The organism is Mesorhizobium sp. 2RAF45 (assembly GCF_052115225.1).
GTDB lineage: Bacteria > Pseudomonadota > Alphaproteobacteria > Rhizobiales > Rhizobiaceae > Mesorhizobium > Mesorhizobium jarvisii.
This window is the reverse complement of record NZ_JBFRGG010000002.1, coordinates 334,263-351,420: the sequence shown is the minus strand read 5'-3', so window position 1 is coordinate 351,420 and position 17,158 is coordinate 334,263. Positions and strand designations below refer to the sequence as shown.

Genomic DNA, 17,158 nt, shown 5'->3' with positions numbered 1-17,158 from the left:
CGATGGTTCAGGCAGCGCGGAGGTTGACCGCCTTCGGGCCTTTGCCCATGCGGTCCGGCTCGACGTCGAAGGTGACCTTCTGGCCGTCGACGAGCGTGCGCAGGCCCGATGCCTCGATCGCGGAAATATGGACGAACACGTCCTTGGCGCCGCCGTCGGGCGTGATGAAACCGAAGCCTTTGGTCGCGTTGAAGAATTTAACGGTGCCGGTCTGGGCCATTGGGGAAACTCCTTCACCCGTTCAGTCTTTGGTGGTCCTGCCCGCCACCTGGCGTCGAGGGCAGTTCCCGGTGGTTGCTTTCGGCAGTCATGCATTGGCGCATGGTCAAACCCCCCGCCGAAAAACGGGGCCGTCAGAGATTCACAGTATCGGGGAAAGGTCGTCCAAAACGTTCCGCTCTCCGGGTCGCAAATGCCCGAACACGGAATTTATCGCACGGAAACGTGAAGGTTGCAAGATAGCGCCGCGGGCCGCCACACAGAGCGCATCCCGACGCAAGAATCGACCGATCTGAGCGTCGACGGGCCGCAAATAGGCCTCGTTGCCGGGCCGGTCATTGACCCACAGAGAGGATCGCGCATGGGCCAGTGTTGCCGGCGGATGCCGGCCATGGCCGTTTCCGCCCCCGCGAACGCGGTTGCATCCGACAGGGTTGCATTTGACAGGGGGAATGGCGAGGATCGTGATCGGGGATGGGATCGAGGGAGAAATCAGCATGAAATTCCTGGCGTCGGTTTTTTCGCGGCAAGGGTTTGCCGTCCTGTTCCTGTCGGCGCTTCTGGCCGCCTGCACCGTGGTCGTCGATGATGGGCCAGGACCACGCCCGCGGCCGCCGCGTCCCGAACCGGAATTCTGCACCAGGCAATACGAGCCCGTTTGTGCCCGGCGCGGCGGCGACCGCCAGACCTTCGCCAATGCCTGCCTTGCCGACCGCGCCGGCTACCGCATCGTGCGCGACGGCCCCTGCCGCGGCGACGGCGGCGATGGTGGTGGCGAAGAGCAGACGTTCTGCACCCGCGAATACGCGCCCGTCTGCGCCCGCCGCCATGGCGAGATGCGCAGCTTTCCCAATGCCTGCGAAGCCCGCGCCGCGGACTACCGCATCGTCGGCGATGGCCCGTGCTGAGAGGGCAGGTCCGCCTTCTCCCGGGAGAAGGTGGATGCTGCTTAGAACAAGAGTTAGACCTTGCCAGACGGCACTTTCGCCCGGCGGCAATAGGCAATGAAGTCGGCTGCGGGCATGGGCCTGGCGAATAGCCAGCCCTGGCCATAGTCGACATCGCGTTCCAAGAGGTAGTCGGCCTGGGCCTGCATTTCGACGCCTTCGGCGACAATCTTCAGCTTCAGCGTCTTGGCCATCTCGATAATGTGCGGCGTGACCGAACTGGTGGCGGAATTCGTGCTGATCGTGTTGATGAACGACTTGTCGATCTTGAGCGCATCCAGCGGCAGCCCTTCGAGATAGAACAGGCTGGAATAGCCGGTGCCGAAATCGTCGATCGCCACCGCATGGCCAAGTTCGCGGGCACGCGTGAGCGTCGATCGCGCCGCCTCGATATCCACGAAGCCGCGCTCCGTTGCCTCGAGCCAGATCTGTCTTGGCTGGATTCCCGTATGCTGCAATGCCCTTGCGATAACCGGCAGAACCCGCTCCGTGCCGACGTCGGCGGCGCTGAGGTTGATGGCGATATGAAGGGAGCGATCGGCAACCAGAAGGCTGTTGAGGTCGGACACGACGAGCGCAATGACCTGATCGGTGATCGCCGTGATCAGTCCGCTCTCTTCGGCAAGTGGAATGAAATGATCGGGCTGGACCAGGGATCTTATTGTCTCGTCCTTACACGAACTTTAATGGCCCCGCGGCAAGCACGGCTTCTTCGACAGCCGGCTAGGATGGATACGCCCCATCGGCCGGCCCGGCATAGAGCTCGCTGCCGTGCTCATCGGAAATGCGTACACGGTCAGGGATTTGCGGCATCGCGAGCGTGTGGAAGAGCGCTGCGGCGCCCTGCAGGGCGGCGCGCAAGGTCGGCGCTTCCAGCGACACCTTGTCGAGCGTTGCCTCCTCGGCGTCGCGTGACCGGTAGAACTCGATGACGAAGTTCAAGCAAGCCTCCGTGGCAGGACTTGGCATGGGCCTGTTGTCAGTTCATCGCCTGCCCAGGCAGGGGATGGGGCGCATGCGAAGCATCCCAAGGCTGTCAGCCCTTGGACTTCGGCTTCAGGCCGCTCTCCGCCTGTTTGACCGCCGAACCGAACGGGGAGGCGGGCTTGGCCAGGACCTTGTCCTTCTTCGGCTTGCGCGCTTCGCGATTGCTTCGCTGTTGACCTTTGGACATGGACTGCTCCTTGTGCGTTTTGGTTGGCGGTTCGGGATCTCAGGCCGCTGGATTGTTGGCGACAGCCGGATTGTCGGCCGGTTCGAGATTGTCTTCCGTGGTGACCCGCTCGTGGGTCTCCTGCTCACTGCGGATACGGTATTGCGGCGAGCCGTCCTTGACCGGCAGCCTGCTCTTGATCTCGAACAGTTCCGCCGTCTTCTGGACGAGGCCGGTGCGGCTCTTCATGCGCACCGTCTGGCCGATGGCGAAAAGGTGCGAGGGCGTGTCGTTGCGCGGACGCGCATTCTGCTGGAAACGGATCATGCTGCATTCTCCCGGTCGCGCTTCAGCGCGGATTCGAGTTCGAGGTGGTCGATGGCGACAAGCTGGCTGGTCGTGGGGTTCTTTACCGCCCTTGCCGGCAGGTGGATGAAGGTGGCGACGCGGCGCCAGGCGATGCGTGACATGCCCTCGATCAGCTCTTCATCATGATCGATGTCGTAGTCGCCGGCCGGCAACGGTCCTTCCAGGCCTCCGAGCATGAAGGATGCCGTGAAATGGGCGATGGAATGGGTGGTGCGGTCCGGCATTGTCCTGGCCTTGTTGGTTGACGCCTTGGGCGTCACGTAAAAACAGCGGCCTGAACGCAAAAAAGCGGGGACGAGCCCCGCTTTTCTATTTCCGGCCATCGCTGGAAATAAGCCGCTTTCGAGAGCTGCCAGTACATCCGTGGTCAGCGTTCATCGAATTCGGCCGGATCAGATCAGTTGCAGATTGGCGGCCGACTCGCGGCCCTTGCCGTCACGCTCCAGGTCGAACTGCAGCTTCTGGCCTTCGGCGAGGCCGGGAAAGCCGGCGCGCTCCAGCGCACTGACATGGACGAAAACGTCCTTGCCGCCGTCAGCTGGTTGAATGAAGCCAAAACCCTTCTGGCCATTGTAGAATTTCACGATTCCCGTGGTCATATCTGTCTTTCGCGGATTGAAAGATCGTCGCAGGGCGAATGTGCCGTGCGTCATCGACGATTTGGAATGAGATTGGCGGGTCGAGAACCTCTGACGCCGCGAGATGCCAATTCTGGCCAAAACGATCCATCTTATGTAGATCGATTGGCGCGGATATTCAAGACGATTTGGAAATTAAACCCGCTCAAAGTGAAAAATAGATGGCTATAGGCGCTCCGATATTTCTGCTATGGTTCAGCATATTTCTAAAAAATTCTTGAGAGCGTGTCGGAATTTTTCTCCGGCTCGGTATTTTTTATTTACTCCGGAACGAGGATAAAACCATGGTTTCCACAAGAGGCTCAAGGGGGAAGACCGTCGCGGTCAATCCGATCATCAAGCCAATCGCCATCCACGCCATTGCCGTTGGCCCGACCGGCCAGCCGATGATCGTCAAGTCGGCACGGCTGACGATCAGAAGCGATGAGGCGGCAAGGCGGACGATCTCCGATACCGATGGCACGGTGAGGCGGGCGAGGCAGGTTGCCGAGACCAACCGCCTGATCTAATCGCTCAAGGCATCCCAAAAGAGCTCGGAAGCCCGCGAAGACTTGAACCTGCAGCGCCAATGGCCTAGATCGCGGCAGGCGGACAAACACGGCAGGTTTCCCATTAACAGAGATCAAAGACGAGCGGCGGGTGCGGGAACCAGGCCAGGCGCGGGCGGACAGCCGCCGCTGGGTCTCGACCAGTATGTGCAGCAGGCCCTGCAACTGCACCAGGCCGGGCGCCGGCAAGAGGCAGAATCGATCTACCGGCAAGTCTTGGCGCGCCAGCCCAAACACGCGGCGGCCGCGCATTTCCTGGGGCTGCTGCTGCACCAGACCGGGCGCAGCGAAGAAGGGTTGGATCTCATCGAGCGGTCGGTGAGCCTGCAGCCGACGAATGCCGATTTCCTCAACAATTTCGGTACGGTGATGCGCGATCTCGGCCGCGTGGCCGCGGCAATCGACTTTTTCCGCGGCGCGGTGGATCTGCGGCCGGAGCAGCTCGCCGCGCGCGACAATCTCGGCTCGTCGCTGAAGCAGCTCGGCCGGTTCGAGGAGGCCGAAGAGATCTATCGCGGCACGGTCGTTCGCAATCCCTTCCATGTGCGCGCCCGCATCGGGCTTGCCGAAACCCTGCAGGAAGCCGGACGGCTGGACGAGGCGCTGGCTGTCTTCCGCGAGTCACTGACCATCCGCCCCAAGGATGCCGACCTGCTGCATGGGCTGGGCGTCGGAATGATGGAAAAGGGCAAGCTCGACGAGGCGGCCGAGCTGTTCCGGCAGGCGCTGGCGGTCAACCCGGGCATGGCAACGGCGTGGCTGATGCTGACGCAGGTCAAGCGCCAGAAGGAGCGCGACGCCGAATTGTCCGGCATGGAAGCCCAGCACGCCAAGGCGCCGCAAGACAGCCTGGCGCGCATGCAACTGTCGTTCGGCCTCGGCAAGGCCAATGACGATCTGAAGGACTATGAGAAGGCCTTCGACTATTTTGCCGAAGGCAACGCCATTCGCCGCAAGGGGATCAACTATGATCCCGTCAGGACGCGCGAGGAATTCGCGGCGATGAAGACGGTGTTCGATGCCGGCTTCTTCGAAAGGCACAGACCGAGCCCGATCACCGATGACGCGCCGATCTTCGTCGTCGGCATGCCGCGTTCGGGCACGACGCTGGTCGAGCAGATCATCGCCAGCCATCCGCAGGTCTATGGCGCGGGCGAGCTCAGCATCCTGAAGAACGCGGTCGGCAAGCAGTTCCCAGCGACCATGCCGGGTGGCTTTCCGTGGGGCGTAAAGGATACGGACGATGCGGATTTCGCCGAGGCGGGCCAGGCCTATCTCGACATGCTGCATGCCCGCTATCCGCATATCAGCCACGTCACCGACAAGATGCCGGGCAACTTCCTGCTTGTCGGCTTCATCCACATGATGATGCCGAAGGCCAAGATCATCCACTGCGCCCGCGATGCGGCGGCAACCTGCCTGTCGATCTACAAGGTGCATTTCCGCGGCGACAGCCACCGCTACGGCTACGATCTCGGCGAGCTCGCCGACTTCCACAATCTCTACACCGACATCATGGCGCATTGGCACAAGGTGCTGCCCGGCGTCGTGCATGATGTGCGCTACGAGGATTTCGTCGCCGACCAGGAAGGGCAGAGCCGGGCGCTGATCGAGTATCTCGGCCTGCCGTGGAACGATGCCGTGCTGTCGTTCCACGAGACCGACCGGCCGGTGCGCACGGCTTCCGCCGCGCAGGTGCGCCAGCCGATGTATCAAGGCTCGGTCGACCTGTGGAAGCGCTATGGGGACCGGCTGAAGCCGCTGCTCGACAAGCTGGACTGAGATTGAGGTGAGGCCGGCCTGCGAACGGCGGTTCCCTGCGCTTCCGGTACTCACGTACTTAAGTACGTTCCGTTCCGGTTCTCGGAAACCACCATTCTCGGCTCGGCCTGACCTCAATCTCAACCAATCTTGGGGCAGAGCAATTCAAAGCTCGATGAAGGGCTGGAAGCCGCCGAAGATCATGCGCTTCATATCGAAGGGCATGGGTCCCAAATCGGGTGTCAAACGCGGATCGGCCATCACCTTGGCCATAACCGCGTCGCGGCTCTGCCTGGATTCATAGAGCGCCCAGGCGAAGACGACGATCTCGTCGTCCTTTGCCTGAACGGCACGCGGAAACGAGGTCAGTTCGCCATGGGGCACGTCGTCGCCGATGCATTCGACATAGGCGAGCGCGCCGTGTTCCATCCAAATGGGGCCTGCGAGGTTGGCCAGCTTCTTGTAGTCGTCGAGTTTGGCCTTTGGCACGGCAAGCACGAAACCGTCGACATAGGACATGTGAACTCCTTTGCTGAAAACGAGCGCCGGGTCGGCGGGGATGCGACCCGGCGCGGTGAGCGCATCAACCCTGGCGGGCGACGCCTGCTCGCTACTTCACCGGCGCGTTCATCGCCCAGGCGACGCCGAACGGATCATTCAGCTGGCCCCAGCGGTCGCCCCAGAACATCACCTGCAGCGGCGTGACCACTTCGCAGCCGGCGTCGACGGCGCGCTGCCACCAGGTCTCGATGTCGCCATCGTCGAGATGGAGCTGCAGCGTGTAGCCCTGCGCCGCCTTATGCGGATGGCCGTGCTCGGGATAGGCATCGCAAAGCATCAGCGTCGAGCCGTTGACGTGGAGATGAATGTGCATGGTACGGCCCTGCTCGTCGGCCGGGTAGGCAAAGACCTGCTTGGCGCCAAAGGCCTTCTTGTAGAAATCGGCGGCCTTGAAGGCGCCGTCCACCTGCAGATAAGGCGTCAATCCGCCGAGCACTTCTGCCCTGGGCTGAATGGGGGTCTGGTCAGTCATGTCTCGCTCCTCTTTGCGTTCGGCTTGGCCTAGCGAACCACAGGACGCACGAGGTGACGGCAATCCTACATGGCCGCGCAATTTTTTTTGCGGGCCGGGCCCGGACGGACCGGGCAGCCGGCGAGTTTGAGGGGCAATCGCATGGACAGGCTGGTCGCGGTCATATGACCTTGGCCGAGAAGGTTGTTGCACGGCGGCTGTTCTGCGCGTCAAAGAGTTCCGGGAAGCCGATGTCCTTGCGCAATTCGGCTGGCAGCGAGAGCAGGATGCGCTCACTGCGATGGCGGGCACGTGCTGCCGCATATTGGGTTGCGATGCGACCGATGGATGAAAGGACCGACATGATGTTCTCTCCCTGGGTTGAAGCCGGCATCATCGTGTCGGCATCCCAAGGACGCGGCAGGTTCAGGCGATCCGACAGAGCGCTGGATCTTTTTTCGGGCAGCTTGAGACCGGCTGTTCCAGCGCGGTTTAATTCAGGCCGCTGTGTCCAAGCGCTCGATCGTTTCAAGGTCGGCTTTCTTGGCCTCTCCCTCTACGGCAAGGTCGTAGCTCGCCTGCATGTTCATCCAGAATTGCGGCGTGGTTCCGAAAAACTTGGCAAGGCGTAGCGCGGTGTCGGGCGTTACCGGTGTCGCCTCGCTTGCCAGGCGCTCGATGCGCGTGCGCGGCACATGCAGCTTTTTGGCTAGCGTGTAAGGCTTCAGGCCAAGCGGGACGAGGTATTCCTCTCGAAGGATTTCTCCGGGATGAATGGGAGGGTTGATGTTCAGCATTTGAGACCTCCTTCAATGGTAGTCAGTTATTTCGACATCCTCAGCCTGCCCGTCCACCCAGCGAAAGCAGATGCGAAACTGGTCGTTGATGCGGATCGAATGCTGACCGGCACGGTTGCCCTTCAAGGGCTCGAGCCTGTTGCCTGGGGGAGTCTTCAGGTCCGACAACTCTGTCGCGTTGTCGATCATGAACAGTTTCCGCTGGGCCGATCGAACAAGGTCCGACGGGAAGCCCTTTGGAGACTTGCCATTCGAAATGGCCTCGCTGGTCTTGTCCTTGAACGAGCGTATCATCAGTCGAATCCAAGAAACGTACCATGGCATGATACGTTTCGGGAGTCAACGATACGTCTCATGAAATGATACGAAATTCTGGCCTGCCGACGGCAAGCCGGAATTCTGTCTCGCCGCTCAGCCGCCGCCTTCGGCCACCTCGCGGAAAAAGCCCTCAGGGTCCTCGACCTCCGTCAGCTTCCGCTTCTCGATCAGCCAGAAGCGGTTGCCTATGGCGCGGATGAAGGAGCGGTCGTGCGAGGCGAGCACGCAGCTTGCCTGGTGCTTCAGCAATTCCTCCTCCAGCGCTTCCTGGCCATCGATGTCGAGATGGTTGGTCGGCTCGTCGAGCAGATAGAAGTTGGGGTTGGCGAGCCTGAGCGCCAGCATCATCAGCCGCGCCTTCTGGCCGCCGGACAGCACGCCGATCCTTTTCTCCTGCATCTCGATGACCACGCCGGCGCCGGCAAGCAGCGAGCGGGCGCGCTGTTCGCCGACCTCGTAGCGGCACGAGACCATCGCCAGCGGCGTGTCGTCGCCGCTGATGCCCGACAGCGCCTGATCGCTGTAGCCGAGCACCGTCGATGGCGTCACCTTCACATTCGCGATCGTTTCGGGTTCGGCGATGGCGTTGCGGATCATGCTGACGAAGCGCGACTTGCCGACACCATTGCGGCCGAGCAGCACGATGCGGTCGCCCTGGCAGATATGGCGCTTGCCGGTCCTGAACAGCAGCGTGCCGTCGGGCGTTTCCACCGCCAGGTCGTCGAGCGTGATCAGCACCTTGGCGTGGGTGCCGCGATTGGCAAGCCGGATCGCTCCGGCCGACTTCTCGCGATGTGCCGATACCGCTGCCTCTTCGAGTTTCTCCGCCCGTTCCCTGAGCTGCTTGGTTTTCACCACCAAAAGGTCGCTGCCGGAATTGATGCCGATATTGTTGAGCTTGGCGGCCTGCTTTCGCAGCTGCTGGGCGATCTTCATGTCGCGCTCGAATTTTCGCGCTGTCGAGGCGTCGACCTCGTCGAGCGCCTGCCTGGCGCGGGAGTAGGGCAGCGCAAACACCGGCGATTGTTCCGGGCGCAGGAACAGCGTCCTGTTGGTGGTGGCGTCGAGGAAGGCGCGGTCATGGCTGGCGATGACGACGGGCACGTCGCGCGGCAGCGCATTCAGCCAACTTTCCAGCTGGCTGATGCGGGCAAGGTCGAGATGGTTGGTCGGCTCGTCGAGCAGCAGCACGTCGGGATCGGTCACCCAGACACGGGCGATCAGCGCCAGCCGCTGCCAGCCGCCGCTCAGCGCCTGCATTTCCCGCTCGCGCATCGTCTCGGGCACGTCGAGAGAATCCAGCACTACGTCGACGCGCCACATCTCGCTTTCGGCCTGCTCCGGCGGCAAGGCGTCGGCCACCACCTGATGAAAGGTGCGGCCGAGAAGGGCAGGGGGAACCGATTGCTCGACATGGCCGACGCGCAAGCCGCGCGTGCGGGTGATGTCGCCTGATGTCGGCTCCATCTCGCCGGTCAGGCATTTGAGCAGGGTCGACTTGCCGCGGCCATTGGCGGCAACGATACCGAGACGGTCGCCGGCGCCGATGGTGAGGTCGAGGTTTGCGAAGAGCGGCGCACTCATGGTGACGCCGAGGGATTTGAGGCTGATCAGGGCCATTTGGATTTCTCTGGTCTTGCCGGAAACAACTCCGGATGCACTTTGACGGTGCGCGTGCTGGCCATCAGGCTCGGCGTTGCGGCACCACGAAGGGCAGACCAAAAAATCGAAGCGGGAAAAACCCGGACCGTCCCTGGTCAGCCCTGCAAGCTGGCTTGCAGGGCAGAAATCGGGCCACGCTGACGATGGTGACGATGAAACGTGAACACGTGAGCCCTCCTTTCAAGACGTTCGAGTGTGCGAAGCGATTACACCAAAGGCGGGGCGGATGGCAAGGCGGCCGCTTTCGCCCGGCGCGGGAACGGATCCAGCACCAATATGCAGCCGCCGATGATCGCCACCGCGCCGAAGGCCTGGATGATTGTCAGCGACTCGCCAAGCATGATGGTGCCAACCAGTACGGCGATCGTGGTCACTGCGAATTCGACGCTGATCGTCCTGGTCGCGCCGATGCTGGCCACCAGCCGGAAATAGACGACATAGGTCAGCGCGCTCATCACGCAAGCGAGAAGGACGAGATAGAGGAAATCGACAGGACGCGGCATGGCCGGCACCGGCACGGCCAGCAGCAACGGCAGCGTCATCAGCCCGCCGAACAGGAAGGCGGCGCCGGTGAGTTCGAACGAGCCGGCCGAGCGCAGATGGCGATTGGCGTAGTTGCTGCCGAAGGCGGCGGAGAAGGAGCTGAACAGCGAGGCGACGCAGCCGAATGCGAAGGACGGCGTGATCGGCACCGAAGGGAAGCCGACCAAGACCACGATACCCGCGGCGCCGAGCAGCAAGCCGGCAAGCCCGCGAACGGTGATGCGCTCGAGCCCCCATAACTGGCCAAGGATCATCGAGAACAGCGGGATCGCGGCAACGAGGATGGCCGCCATCGCCGTGCCGATACGCGGCGTGGCGTAGGATAAGCCGATCAGCTGCGCCGCGACGGTCGTCGCGCCGACCATGGCGAAGTGCCCGCAGCCGGCGCTGAAATCGAGCCGTCGCCGCGTTGCCGCCGCCAGCAGGAAGAGCGTGATGCCGGCGATCAGCGAGCGCAAGGTCACCGCGCCGACCCAGCCGAATGCGTGCACCACCTTGAGCAGCACGAGGAACGACAGGCCCCAGGTGACGGCAAGGAAGGCGTAGGCGGCGATGTCCCTGGGTTTCATGAGCTGGGGGCGGATGGGAGCTTTGCTGGCAGAGGCAGGATTGCAGCCGTGCTATCGCTTCCACCGCCTGGCGGCAAGCGTGAGCGCATAGTCCAGAGGCTGTTCCGACTCAAGGTGCGCCGATGGCTCAAGGTGCGCCGATGGAGCGCTTTCCTTCTCCCCTTGTGGGAGAAGGTGGCCTCGCGAAGCGAGGTCGGACGAGGGGTGATCCAGGGAACACCAACGCCTCATTCTGCTGGAACACCTCTCAACCGTCTCGGCGCTGGCGCGCCGATCCACCTTCTCCCACAGGGGGGGAGAAGGAAGAGGCCGCTACTTCCCCGGCCTGCCCGTTTTCCCGGGCCGGCGCTTCTCCCGACGCGCGTCGCCTGGGTCCTCGTAGGAGCCGATGCCGGTGCGCTGGCGGATGATCGGTTTTTCGTCGCGATCCTTCGCGTCTATCCTGCCGGCGCCCACAGGGGGGGAGATCGGCTGGGGCTTCGCCGGCACTTTTCCCTCGACCGGTTTTTCCGTACGCCTCACGGTCATCTCGTCGAGCGAGTTCTTCTTGAACAGCGGCTTGACCGGCTCGCCGGGAATGCCGAAGTCGGAGCCGTGCGCTTCGGACGCCGACTGCTTCTTGAACAGCGAGCGCGACACCGCACCTGCCGGTGTCGGCATGTCGGTGCCAGGCCCCATGTCGTCGATCGAGGGTTTGGCGAACAGCGGTTTCTTCACCGGCACGGCGCTGTCGGCACCCATCTCGTCGAGATCAGGCTTGCGGAAGAGGTTGGGCCGGGCAGCTCTGGCGGCCTCTTCGGCGGCACGTGCCTCGTCGAGCTTGCGGAAACGCTCCTGTTCCTCCGCCGTGCGATGCTTGGCCACACCCTTGTTGTGCTTGCCCTTTTCGCGGCCCGAGACCGGGCTTTCCATGTCGGCGTATTTGGCCAGCGGGTCTTCGGAGATGGACAGTTCCATCTCGCGCAGCCGCTTGATCTCGTCGCGGATGCGGGCAGCCTTCTCGAAGTCGAGATTGGCGGCGGCGTCGCGCATCTGTTTCTCCATCGCGTCGAGATGCGCCTTGAGGTTATTGCCCATCATGGCGCCGGCGCTGTCGGTGAACTGCGAGATGTCGGCGCGGACATGGTCCTTCTCGTAGACCGAGTCGAGAATGTCGGAGATGCGCGACTTCACCGATTCCGGCGTGATGCCATTGGCGGCGTTCCATTCCATCTGCTTTTCGCGGCGGCGGTTGGTCTCGGCCATCGCCCGCTCCATCGAACCGGTGACCTGGTCGGCATAGAGGATGACCTTGCCGTCAACGTTACGGGCAGCGCGGCCGATGGTCTGGATCAGCGAGGTTTCCGAGCGCAGGAACCCTTCCTTGTCGGCATCGAGAATGGCGACGAAGCCGCATTCGGGAATGTCGAGGCCTTCACGCAAAAGGTTGATGCCGACCAGCACGTCGAAAGCGCCGAGGCGCAAATCGCGCAGGATCTCGATGCGCTCCAGCGTGTCGATGTCGGAGTGCATGTAGCGCACGCGCACGCCCTGCTCGTGCAGATATTCGGTCAGGTCCTCGGCCATGCGCTTGGTCAGCACGGTGACCAGCGTGCGGTAGCCGGCCTTGGTTGTTTCGCGGATCTCGCCGACGACATCGTCGACCTGGCTTTTGGCCGGGCGCACCTCGACCGGCGGGTCGATCAAGCCGGTCGGGCGGATGACCTGCTCGGCGAAGACGCCGCCGGACTGTTCCATTTCCCAGCCGCCCGGCGTCGCCGAAACGGCGACGGAGAGCGGACGCATGGCGTCCCATTCCTCGAAGCGCAGCGGCCGGTTGTCCATGCAGGAAGGCAGCCGGAAGCCGTACTCGGCCAGCGTCGCCTTGCGCCTGAAGTCGCCGCGATACATGCCGCCGATCTGCGGCACGGTGACGTGGCTTTCGTCGATGAACACCAGCGCATTGTCGGGAATATATTCGAACAAGGTCGGCGGCGGATCGCCCGGCTGGCGGCCGGTGAGATAACGCGAATAGTTCTCGATGCCGGCGCAGGAGCCGGTGGCTTCCAGCATTTCGAGGTCGAAGCGGGTGCGCTGTTCCAGCCGCTGCGCTTCCAGCAGGCGGCCGGCACGCTCCAGTTCCACCAGACGCTGCTTGAGCTCTTCCTTGATCGACTTGATCGCCTGGTTCAGCGTCGGGCGCGGCGTCACATAGTGCGAGTTGGCGTAGATCTTGACGCTCTTCAGCTCGCCGGTCTTCTGGCCGGTCAGCGGATCGAATTCGGTGATCTGCTCGATCTCGTCGCCGAACATCGAGATCCGCCAGGCGCGGTCTTCAAGGTGGGCCGGGAAGATCTCGATCGTGTCGCCGCGCACGCGGAACGAGCCGCGCACGAAATTGATGTCCTGCCGCTTGTATTGCTGGGCGACGAGGTCGGCGAGCAGAGCGCGCTGGTCGAGCCGGTCGCCGATCTGCATCTGGAAGGTCATCGCCGTATAGGTCTCGACCGAACCGATACCGTAGATGCAGGACACCGAGGCGACGATGATGACGTCGTCGCGTTCGAGCAGCGAGCGCGTCGCCGAATGGCGCATGCGGTCGATCTGTTCGTTGATCGAGGATTCCTTCTCGATGAAGGTGTCGGTGCGCGGAACATAGGCTTCCGGCTGGTAGTAGTCGTAGTAGGAGACGAAATACTCCACCGCATTGTCGGGGAAGAATTTCTTGAACTCGGAATAGAGCTGCGCGGCCAGCGTCTTGTTCGGCGCCAGGATCAGGGCAGGACGCTGCGTCTCCTCGATCACCTTGGCCATGGTGAAGGTTTTTCCCGAGCCGGTGACGCCGAGAAGCACCTGGGTGCGGTCATTGTTGTCGACGCCTTCGACAAGGTCCTTGATGGCGGTCGGCTGGTCGCCGGCCGGCTCGAAGTCCGACACCATCTTGATGGCGATGCCGCCTTCCGACTTTTCCGGCCGGGCAGGGCGGTGCGGCGTCCACAACACGCCGTCCTTGTGCAGCGGATTGCCGGATTCGATCAGCGCCGACAGGGCGGCCACCGTGGCGGTGACGCCACTGGAGGTCATCGTCTCGGCTTCTTCCAGCGAGATGTCGAGGCCGGCGACCGGATTGAGGCCGGCTGCGGTGCGCTCCCTGGCTGTCGCCGCGCCACCCATCGAGGTGCCGCGCGCGGTGCGGCCGGGGGAGGTCGAGCGCTCGGGAATCTTTTTCGCCGCCTTCGGCGCTTTGCCGCCGTCGCCCTTGCCGGCCTGGCGCCCTTCGCGCTCCGCCTCCTGCTCGATCTGCTCGGCCCAGTCGGCGATCGAACCGGTCAGCGGCGTGCCCGACAGTTCGGCCTCCGGCATCTCGGCGAAGCCGCCTCTGTGCAGCGGTTCCGAGGCGTCGAGGAAATCGGTCAGCGGGCTGCGCCGCTTCGGCGCGGCGCGGTCGTCATTCGCCGTCGGCGGCGTTCTTTTCTCGGGGGATTTGGCCATGCCCCGAATATGGGAGGTCTTGGCGAAAATGGAAAGAGCGCGATGCGGTGGGGCGCATGCCTCGATGCTGCTCCTGACAGAAGGCTGTCAGGAGAAGGCAATTGCCGAGGGGGTACCTGCCCGCGGTCAGGCGCCGCGGGCGTTGTCCGTCGCCACCTGGGTCGGCGATCCGTTGAGGCGCGGGACCACGACGAGACGTGTGACCTTGCCCTTCTTGAAGGCGGCGAGGAAGCGGGCATAGTCCCTGAAGACGACGCAGCCATTGGACTCGGCGCGGCCGCCGCGCAGCATGTAGGTATGGGCGAGCAGGCCGTCGCGGTTGTATTTGTTGCCACCGCCGACCGGAGTCAGGCGCAGGGCCTCGACGCCATGGAAGCGCGATTCACGCAGCGACAGATTGTAGGTGTTGGGCGGCGTCGGGCCACGATCCTTCACGTGGACATAGCGCGGCTGGTCGACCATGGCGCCGAGGCCGGAATGCGCCTCGAGCCGCTGACCGTCCGGCATGTAGACGGTCTTGGCGCTGATGTCATAGACGGCGACGCCGTGGCCGGCTCCGCTTCCGCCGCTTGGTCCGTTGAAAAGATTCCTGAACGCCTGGCCAAGGCCGCCCGACGGCGTATCCGGCTTGGCATAGGCCAGCACATCGCCGCCCTCGCCAGACCGGCCGGCCCGGGCAGGCCTTGTGGGCTGGGCTTGCTGGACCGGCTTTGCCTGCGGCGCCGGCTTCTGCTGCGCGATCTTGGGCTGAGCAAACTTGGGCTGCGGCGCCGGCTCATCCTGTTCCACCACGGCCTTTGGCTGCCGCGGCGCGTCGTATTGCGGGCGGCGGGTCGGCAGCGGCACGTCGTCGGTCAGCGCATCCGGCAGCGAAGCGGCGTCGCCGGGCTGTTGCGGCTGGGTCTCGGCAGGTGCAATCGCGACATCGGCGGAGGATTCGGTCATCGGCAGCGGCGAGGCGAATGCTTCGTCCTCGACCGGCAGCGACTGGACGAGGGCCAGCGCCAGCTGCGTGTTGTCAGGCGTCTGCGACTGGGCGAGGCCCATCGGCGCCGGCGCGGTCTGGACGACGCCGGTATCGGCACGGGCAAAGCGTTCCGCCGCCGGAGCCGGCATGTCGCTCGACAGGCTGGCCATCACTTGGACCGACGGAATAAGCGACGCCTCGGCAATCTGCGGCGCGGCCTGGGAAATCACCGGGCGGGCGCCGGCCGTGGCCACGGGCTTGCCGGCGCTGGCAAAGGCGGCGGCGAGCTTGGTCGGCGACAGCGACGCCTCCATGCGGTCGAAGCGCTCCTGCGCCTTCGACTTCAAGATTGGCTGTTCGGGTCTTGCATGGATCGTGAGGCGCGCGGATTTCTCACCCAGCGGGCTCACACGGGCCAGCTTGAAACAGCTAGCGCCGCATTGCACGGCATGGTCATGCAGGGCCTGGGCGCCGCCATGGGCATTGGCCAGCGCGAACGGCGCCGAAGACCTCAGGAAATGCTGTTTCAGCGGATCGGCCATCGCCAGCGAGCCCGGCATGGCCAGGGTCTGGGGCAGGCCGCTCGATGTCGCCGACAGCGAGGCGCCGACGGAACTGAGGCCGGCCATGGTGCCGATCAGCCAGAGGCCGACGGCGGCGCTGGCACCGGGCACCGCGATCCAGCGGACGATCCGTTTCGGGTTGAAGGAAGGGGTGCGCTGCGCATCGACGAACTCGCCGCCCTCGCGCTGGTCCCGGATTATTTTGTGTTTACTCGACAACGCCATGCAACCAATCTCGCTCCAATCGGTTTTCCCCGTACGTGGCCTTGTCAGCCGCGACGACCATTCTGCGAGTGATCCCAGGGTGGTCCCCGACGCGTTTGCCGCGCCTGTCGTTGATTGCCGATTGCTTCAAAATATGGACAAAGTTGGTTAACCAATCCCTCTCAAAACCAACCGAGAGACGTGGACTTTGTGCCAAAAAAGGCTCGTCCACGATCATGCACGCGGTATTTCAGCCCTTCCGATACTGGTTTGCTGCCTGTTTTTGCCGACCGAGTCAAGCAAAACAGCCATTGCTAATATAAGACAACGCCGCCCCGGCGAGCCCTGCGGCAATGCGGCGCGCCGTTCCTCGGTCCTGAAAAAGCCGATGGCATCGACAAAACTGTTGCCCGCTTGCCACATTTTTTCGGCCTGCACGGTCGCCCCTCGACGCCCATTGACTCGTTGTGGGAGGCAGTGCAATCGGGTTGAAGTGCTTGGTTTTGGGGTGGCAAAGGCCACTTTTGGAGGCTTTTTCCATGAAGCGTCGGGATTTCTTGACGCTGTCGGCGGGTGCGGCGGCGTTCTCCATTCTTCCAGCCACGGTCAGGGCCAACGTGCCTGTGCCCTACGACCGCAACGCCGAAGTGCCGTTCAACGACAAAAAATCGTTCATCGACTGGATGGTGGCCAATCGCGGCGAGGATCCGAAGTTCTTGGCGCAGCGATTCGATCGCTTCCAGATCATGGTCTACAACAAGGACGTGCTGGACGATCGCAACAAGCGCGCCTTTCTTTTGACACCGCGCGAGGAATTCGTGCTGCCGCAGAATCTGGGCCGCGCCTACGACCATGCCTTCCTCGACATCGGCTATGGCGTGACGATTTCGGGTCCGCACCTGGTCGGGCGGATGACGACGTCGATCGACGTGCAGTTCGGCGAGGCGGTGCTCGAGATCGGCACTGGCTCGGGCTACCAGTCGGCCTATCTCGCCAACCTTACCGACAAGGTGCACACGATCGAGATCATCAATCCGCTGGCGCAGCGCACGCGGCGCACCTATGACGGGCTGGTCGAGCGCGGCTACAGTGAGTTCGGTTCGGTCACCAGCCGCAATGCCGACGGCTATTATGGCTGGGACAGCGTCGGCCCGTTCGACAAGATCATCGTCACCTGCGGCATCGACCACATCCCGCCGTCGCTGCTGCAGCAGCTGAAGCCCAATGGCGTGATGGTCATTCCGGTCGGCCCGCCGGGCGCGCAGCACGTGCTCAAGGTGACCAAGCAGCAGCTCGCCGACGGCACGTTCAACATCGTCCGCTCAGACATCTACAATGGCAAGGTGGTGCCGTTCGTGCCGTTCACCAAGCTGGAAGGCGACCAGATCGTCGGCACGCATAACGGCTAAGTTGCCGT

At 63.3% G+C, this 17,158-nt stretch carries 20 protein-coding genes and 1 pseudogene; 4 read left to right on the top strand and 17 right to left on the bottom strand.

From position 1 onward, the window contains the following. Positions 1-7: 7 nt before the first annotated feature. Entirely contained in the window at positions 8-220 is a 213-nt protein-coding gene (locus AB4Z43_RS06555) for a cold-shock protein (RefSeq protein ID WP_006202520.1), read from the bottom strand. Between the two features lie 496 nt (positions 221-716). Here AB4Z43_RS06555 and AB4Z43_RS06550 point away from each other — a divergent pair, with 496 nt between their 5' ends. Next, positions 717-1,127: a Kazal-type serine protease inhibitor family protein gene (locus AB4Z43_RS06550; RefSeq protein ID WP_027047293.1), complete on the top strand. Its 411-nt coding sequence runs from the start codon at positions 717-719 to the stop codon at positions 1,125-1,127. A 53-nt stretch (positions 1,128-1,180) separates the two neighbouring features. Here AB4Z43_RS06550 and AB4Z43_RS06545 read toward each other — a convergent pair. The 6 genes and pseudogenes from AB4Z43_RS06545 to AB4Z43_RS06520 all read right to left on the bottom strand — a co-directional run. Then, positions 1,181-1,822 (bottom strand): annotated as a pseudogene (locus AB4Z43_RS06545) (EAL domain-containing protein); the annotation flags it as partial. A gap of 67 nt (positions 1,823-1,889) precedes the next feature. Continuing rightward, on the bottom strand, positions 1,890-2,108 hold the full coding sequence (locus tag AB4Z43_RS06540) for a hypothetical protein (protein ID WP_441936579.1): 219 nt from the start codon (positions 2,106-2,108) through the stop codon (positions 1,890-1,892). A 94-nt stretch (positions 2,109-2,202) separates the two neighbouring features. Continuing rightward, on the bottom strand, positions 2,203-2,340 hold the full coding sequence (locus AB4Z43_RS06535; RefSeq protein ID WP_019860621.1) for a hypothetical protein: 138 nt from the start codon (positions 2,338-2,340) through the stop codon (positions 2,203-2,205). A 39-nt stretch (positions 2,341-2,379) separates the two neighbouring features. After that, complete coding sequence (locus tag AB4Z43_RS06530; RefSeq protein WP_441936577.1) at positions 2,380-2,646, bottom strand: hypothetical protein; 267 nt, start codon at positions 2,644-2,646, stop codon at positions 2,380-2,382. Then, complete coding sequence (locus tag AB4Z43_RS06525; protein ID WP_199644013.1) at positions 2,643-2,912, bottom strand: hypothetical protein; 270 nt, start codon at positions 2,910-2,912, stop codon at positions 2,643-2,645. The genes AB4Z43_RS06530 and AB4Z43_RS06525 overlap by 4 nt, the downstream gene beginning before the upstream one ends. Positions 2,913-3,080: 168 nt before the next feature. Then, entirely contained in the window at positions 3,081-3,287 is a 207-nt protein-coding gene (locus tag AB4Z43_RS06520) for a cold-shock protein (RefSeq protein WP_010911078.1), read from the bottom strand. A 323-nt stretch (positions 3,288-3,610) separates the two neighbouring features. On the opposite strand from AB4Z43_RS06520, the gene AB4Z43_RS06515 reads away from it, so the two are divergent. Next, on the top strand, positions 3,611-3,835 hold the full coding sequence (locus tag AB4Z43_RS06515; protein WP_019860617.1) for a hypothetical protein: 225 nt from the start codon (positions 3,611-3,613) through the stop codon (positions 3,833-3,835). Between the two features lie 186 nt (positions 3,836-4,021). Beyond that, positions 4,022-5,656 carry a tetratricopeptide repeat-containing sulfotransferase family protein gene (locus AB4Z43_RS06510; RefSeq protein WP_441936574.1) on the top strand — a complete coding sequence of 545 codons (1,635 nt, stop codon included), beginning with the start codon at positions 4,022-4,024 and terminating at the stop codon, positions 5,654-5,656. 144 nt (positions 5,657-5,800) lie between these two features. Here AB4Z43_RS06510 and AB4Z43_RS06505 read toward each other — a convergent pair whose 3' ends face one another. The 10 genes from AB4Z43_RS06505 to AB4Z43_RS06460 all read right to left on the bottom strand — a co-directional run bounded on the left by AB4Z43_RS06505 (position 5,801) and on the right by AB4Z43_RS06460 (position 16,179). After that, a complete protein-coding gene (locus AB4Z43_RS06505) occupies positions 5,801-6,154 on the bottom strand; it encodes a DUF1428 domain-containing protein (protein ID WP_038649055.1) in 354 nt (117 codons plus the stop codon). A 91-nt stretch (positions 6,155-6,245) separates the two neighbouring features. After that, complete coding sequence (locus AB4Z43_RS06500) at positions 6,246-6,668, bottom strand: VOC family protein (protein ID WP_019860613.1); 423 nt, start codon at positions 6,666-6,668, stop codon at positions 6,246-6,248. Positions 6,669-6,828: 160 nt separating this feature from the next. Then, on the bottom strand, positions 6,829-7,011 hold the full coding sequence (locus AB4Z43_RS06495; RefSeq protein WP_032920719.1) for a hypothetical protein: 183 nt from the start codon (positions 7,009-7,011) through the stop codon (positions 6,829-6,831). Positions 7,012-7,144: 133 nt separating this feature from the next. Then, on the bottom strand, positions 7,145-7,444 hold the full coding sequence (locus AB4Z43_RS06490; RefSeq protein ID WP_019860611.1) for a HigA family addiction module antitoxin: 300 nt from the start codon (positions 7,442-7,444) through the stop codon (positions 7,145-7,147). A gap of 12 nt (positions 7,445-7,456) precedes the next feature. Next, positions 7,457-7,738, bottom strand: coding sequence for a type II toxin-antitoxin system RelE/ParE family toxin (locus AB4Z43_RS06485; RefSeq protein ID WP_441936571.1), 282 nt, complete (start codon positions 7,736-7,738; stop codon positions 7,457-7,459). A gap of 117 nt (positions 7,739-7,855) precedes the next feature. Further along, a complete protein-coding gene (locus tag AB4Z43_RS06480; RefSeq protein ID WP_441936569.1) occupies positions 7,856-9,382 on the bottom strand; it encodes an ABC-F family ATP-binding cassette domain-containing protein in 1,527 nt (508 codons plus the stop codon). A gap of 248 nt (positions 9,383-9,630) precedes the next feature. Beyond that, on the bottom strand, positions 9,631-10,536 hold the full coding sequence (locus tag AB4Z43_RS06475; protein ID WP_441936567.1) for a DMT family transporter: 906 nt from the start codon (positions 10,534-10,536) through the stop codon (positions 9,631-9,633). 312 nt (positions 10,537-10,848) lie between these two features. Further along, complete coding sequence (gene uvrB / locus AB4Z43_RS06470; protein WP_441936565.1) at positions 10,849-14,007, bottom strand: excinuclease ABC subunit UvrB; 3,159 nt, start codon at positions 14,005-14,007, stop codon at positions 10,849-10,851. A 126-nt stretch (positions 14,008-14,133) separates the two neighbouring features. Further along, the gene (locus AB4Z43_RS06465) at positions 14,134-15,762 is read right to left on the bottom strand and encodes a tlde1 domain-containing protein (RefSeq protein WP_441936563.1); all 1,629 of its coding nucleotides are present in this window, start codon (positions 15,760-15,762) and stop codon (positions 14,134-14,136) included. 213 nt (positions 15,763-15,975) lie between these two features. Further along, complete coding sequence (locus AB4Z43_RS06460; RefSeq protein ID WP_147377462.1) at positions 15,976-16,179, bottom strand: hypothetical protein; 204 nt, start codon at positions 16,177-16,179, stop codon at positions 15,976-15,978. Between the two features lie 101 nt (positions 16,180-16,280). On the opposite strand from AB4Z43_RS06460, the gene AB4Z43_RS06455 reads away from it, so the two are divergent. After that, complete coding sequence (locus AB4Z43_RS06455; RefSeq protein ID WP_038649039.1) at positions 16,281-17,150, top strand: protein-L-isoaspartate O-methyltransferase family protein; 870 nt, start codon at positions 16,281-16,283, stop codon at positions 17,148-17,150. The last annotated feature ends 8 nt before the right edge of the window (positions 17,151-17,158 follow it).

What these genes read in the sequence shown, in the direction of transcription:
- AB4Z43_RS06555 (WP_006202520.1), bottom strand. Translation starts at nt 220, where the DNA reads ATGGCCCAGACCGGCACCGTTAAATTCTTCAACGCGACCAAAGGCTTC.
- AB4Z43_RS06550 (WP_027047293.1), top strand. Translation starts at nt 717, where the DNA reads ATGAAATTCCTGGCGTCGGTTTTTTCGCGGCAAGGGTTTGCCGTCCTG.
- AB4Z43_RS06535 (WP_019860621.1), bottom strand. Translation starts at nt 2,340, where the DNA reads ATGTCCAAAGGTCAACAGCGAAGCAATCGCGAAGCGCGCAAGCCGAAG.
- AB4Z43_RS06530 (WP_441936577.1), bottom strand. Translation starts at nt 2,646, where the DNA reads ATGATCCGTTTCCAGCAGAATGCGCGTCCGCGCAACGACACGCCCTCG.
- AB4Z43_RS06525 (WP_199644013.1), bottom strand. Translation starts at nt 2,912, where the DNA reads ATGCCGGACCGCACCACCCATTCCATCGCCCATTTCACGGCATCCTTC.
- AB4Z43_RS06520 (WP_010911078.1), bottom strand. Translation starts at nt 3,287, where the DNA reads ATGACCACGGGAATCGTGAAATTCTACAATGGCCAGAAGGGTTTTGGC.
- AB4Z43_RS06515 (WP_019860617.1), top strand. Translation starts at nt 3,611, where the DNA reads ATGGTTTCCACAAGAGGCTCAAGGGGGAAGACCGTCGCGGTCAATCCG.
- AB4Z43_RS06505 (WP_038649055.1), bottom strand. Translation starts at nt 6,154, where the DNA reads ATGTCCTATGTCGACGGTTTCGTGCTTGCCGTGCCAAAGGCCAAACTC.
- AB4Z43_RS06500 (WP_019860613.1), bottom strand. Translation starts at nt 6,668, where the DNA reads ATGACTGACCAGACCCCCATTCAGCCCAGGGCAGAAGTGCTCGGCGGA.
- AB4Z43_RS06495 (WP_032920719.1), bottom strand. Translation starts at nt 7,011, where the DNA reads ATGTCGGTCCTTTCATCCATCGGTCGCATCGCAACCCAATATGCGGCA.
- AB4Z43_RS06490 (WP_019860611.1), bottom strand. Translation starts at nt 7,444, where the DNA reads ATGCTGAACATCAACCCTCCCATTCATCCCGGAGAAATCCTTCGAGAG.
- AB4Z43_RS06485 (WP_441936571.1), bottom strand. Translation starts at nt 7,738, where the DNA reads ATGATACGCTCGTTCAAGGACAAGACCAGCGAGGCCATTTCGAATGGC.
- AB4Z43_RS06480 (WP_441936569.1), bottom strand. Translation starts at nt 9,382, where the DNA reads ATGGCCCTGATCAGCCTCAAATCCCTCGGCGTCACCATGAGTGCGCCG.
- AB4Z43_RS06475 (WP_441936567.1), bottom strand. Translation starts at nt 10,536, where the DNA reads ATGAAACCCAGGGACATCGCCGCCTACGCCTTCCTTGCCGTCACCTGG.
- uvrB (WP_441936565.1), bottom strand. Translation starts at nt 14,007, where the DNA reads ATGGCCAAATCCCCCGAGAAAAGAACGCCGCCGACGGCGAATGACGAC.
- AB4Z43_RS06465 (WP_441936563.1), bottom strand. Translation starts at nt 15,762, where the DNA reads ATGGCGTTGTCGAGTAAACACAAAATAATCCGGGACCAGCGCGAGGGC.
- AB4Z43_RS06455 (WP_038649039.1), top strand. Translation starts at nt 16,281, where the DNA reads ATGAAGCGTCGGGATTTCTTGACGCTGTCGGCGGGTGCGGCGGCGTTC.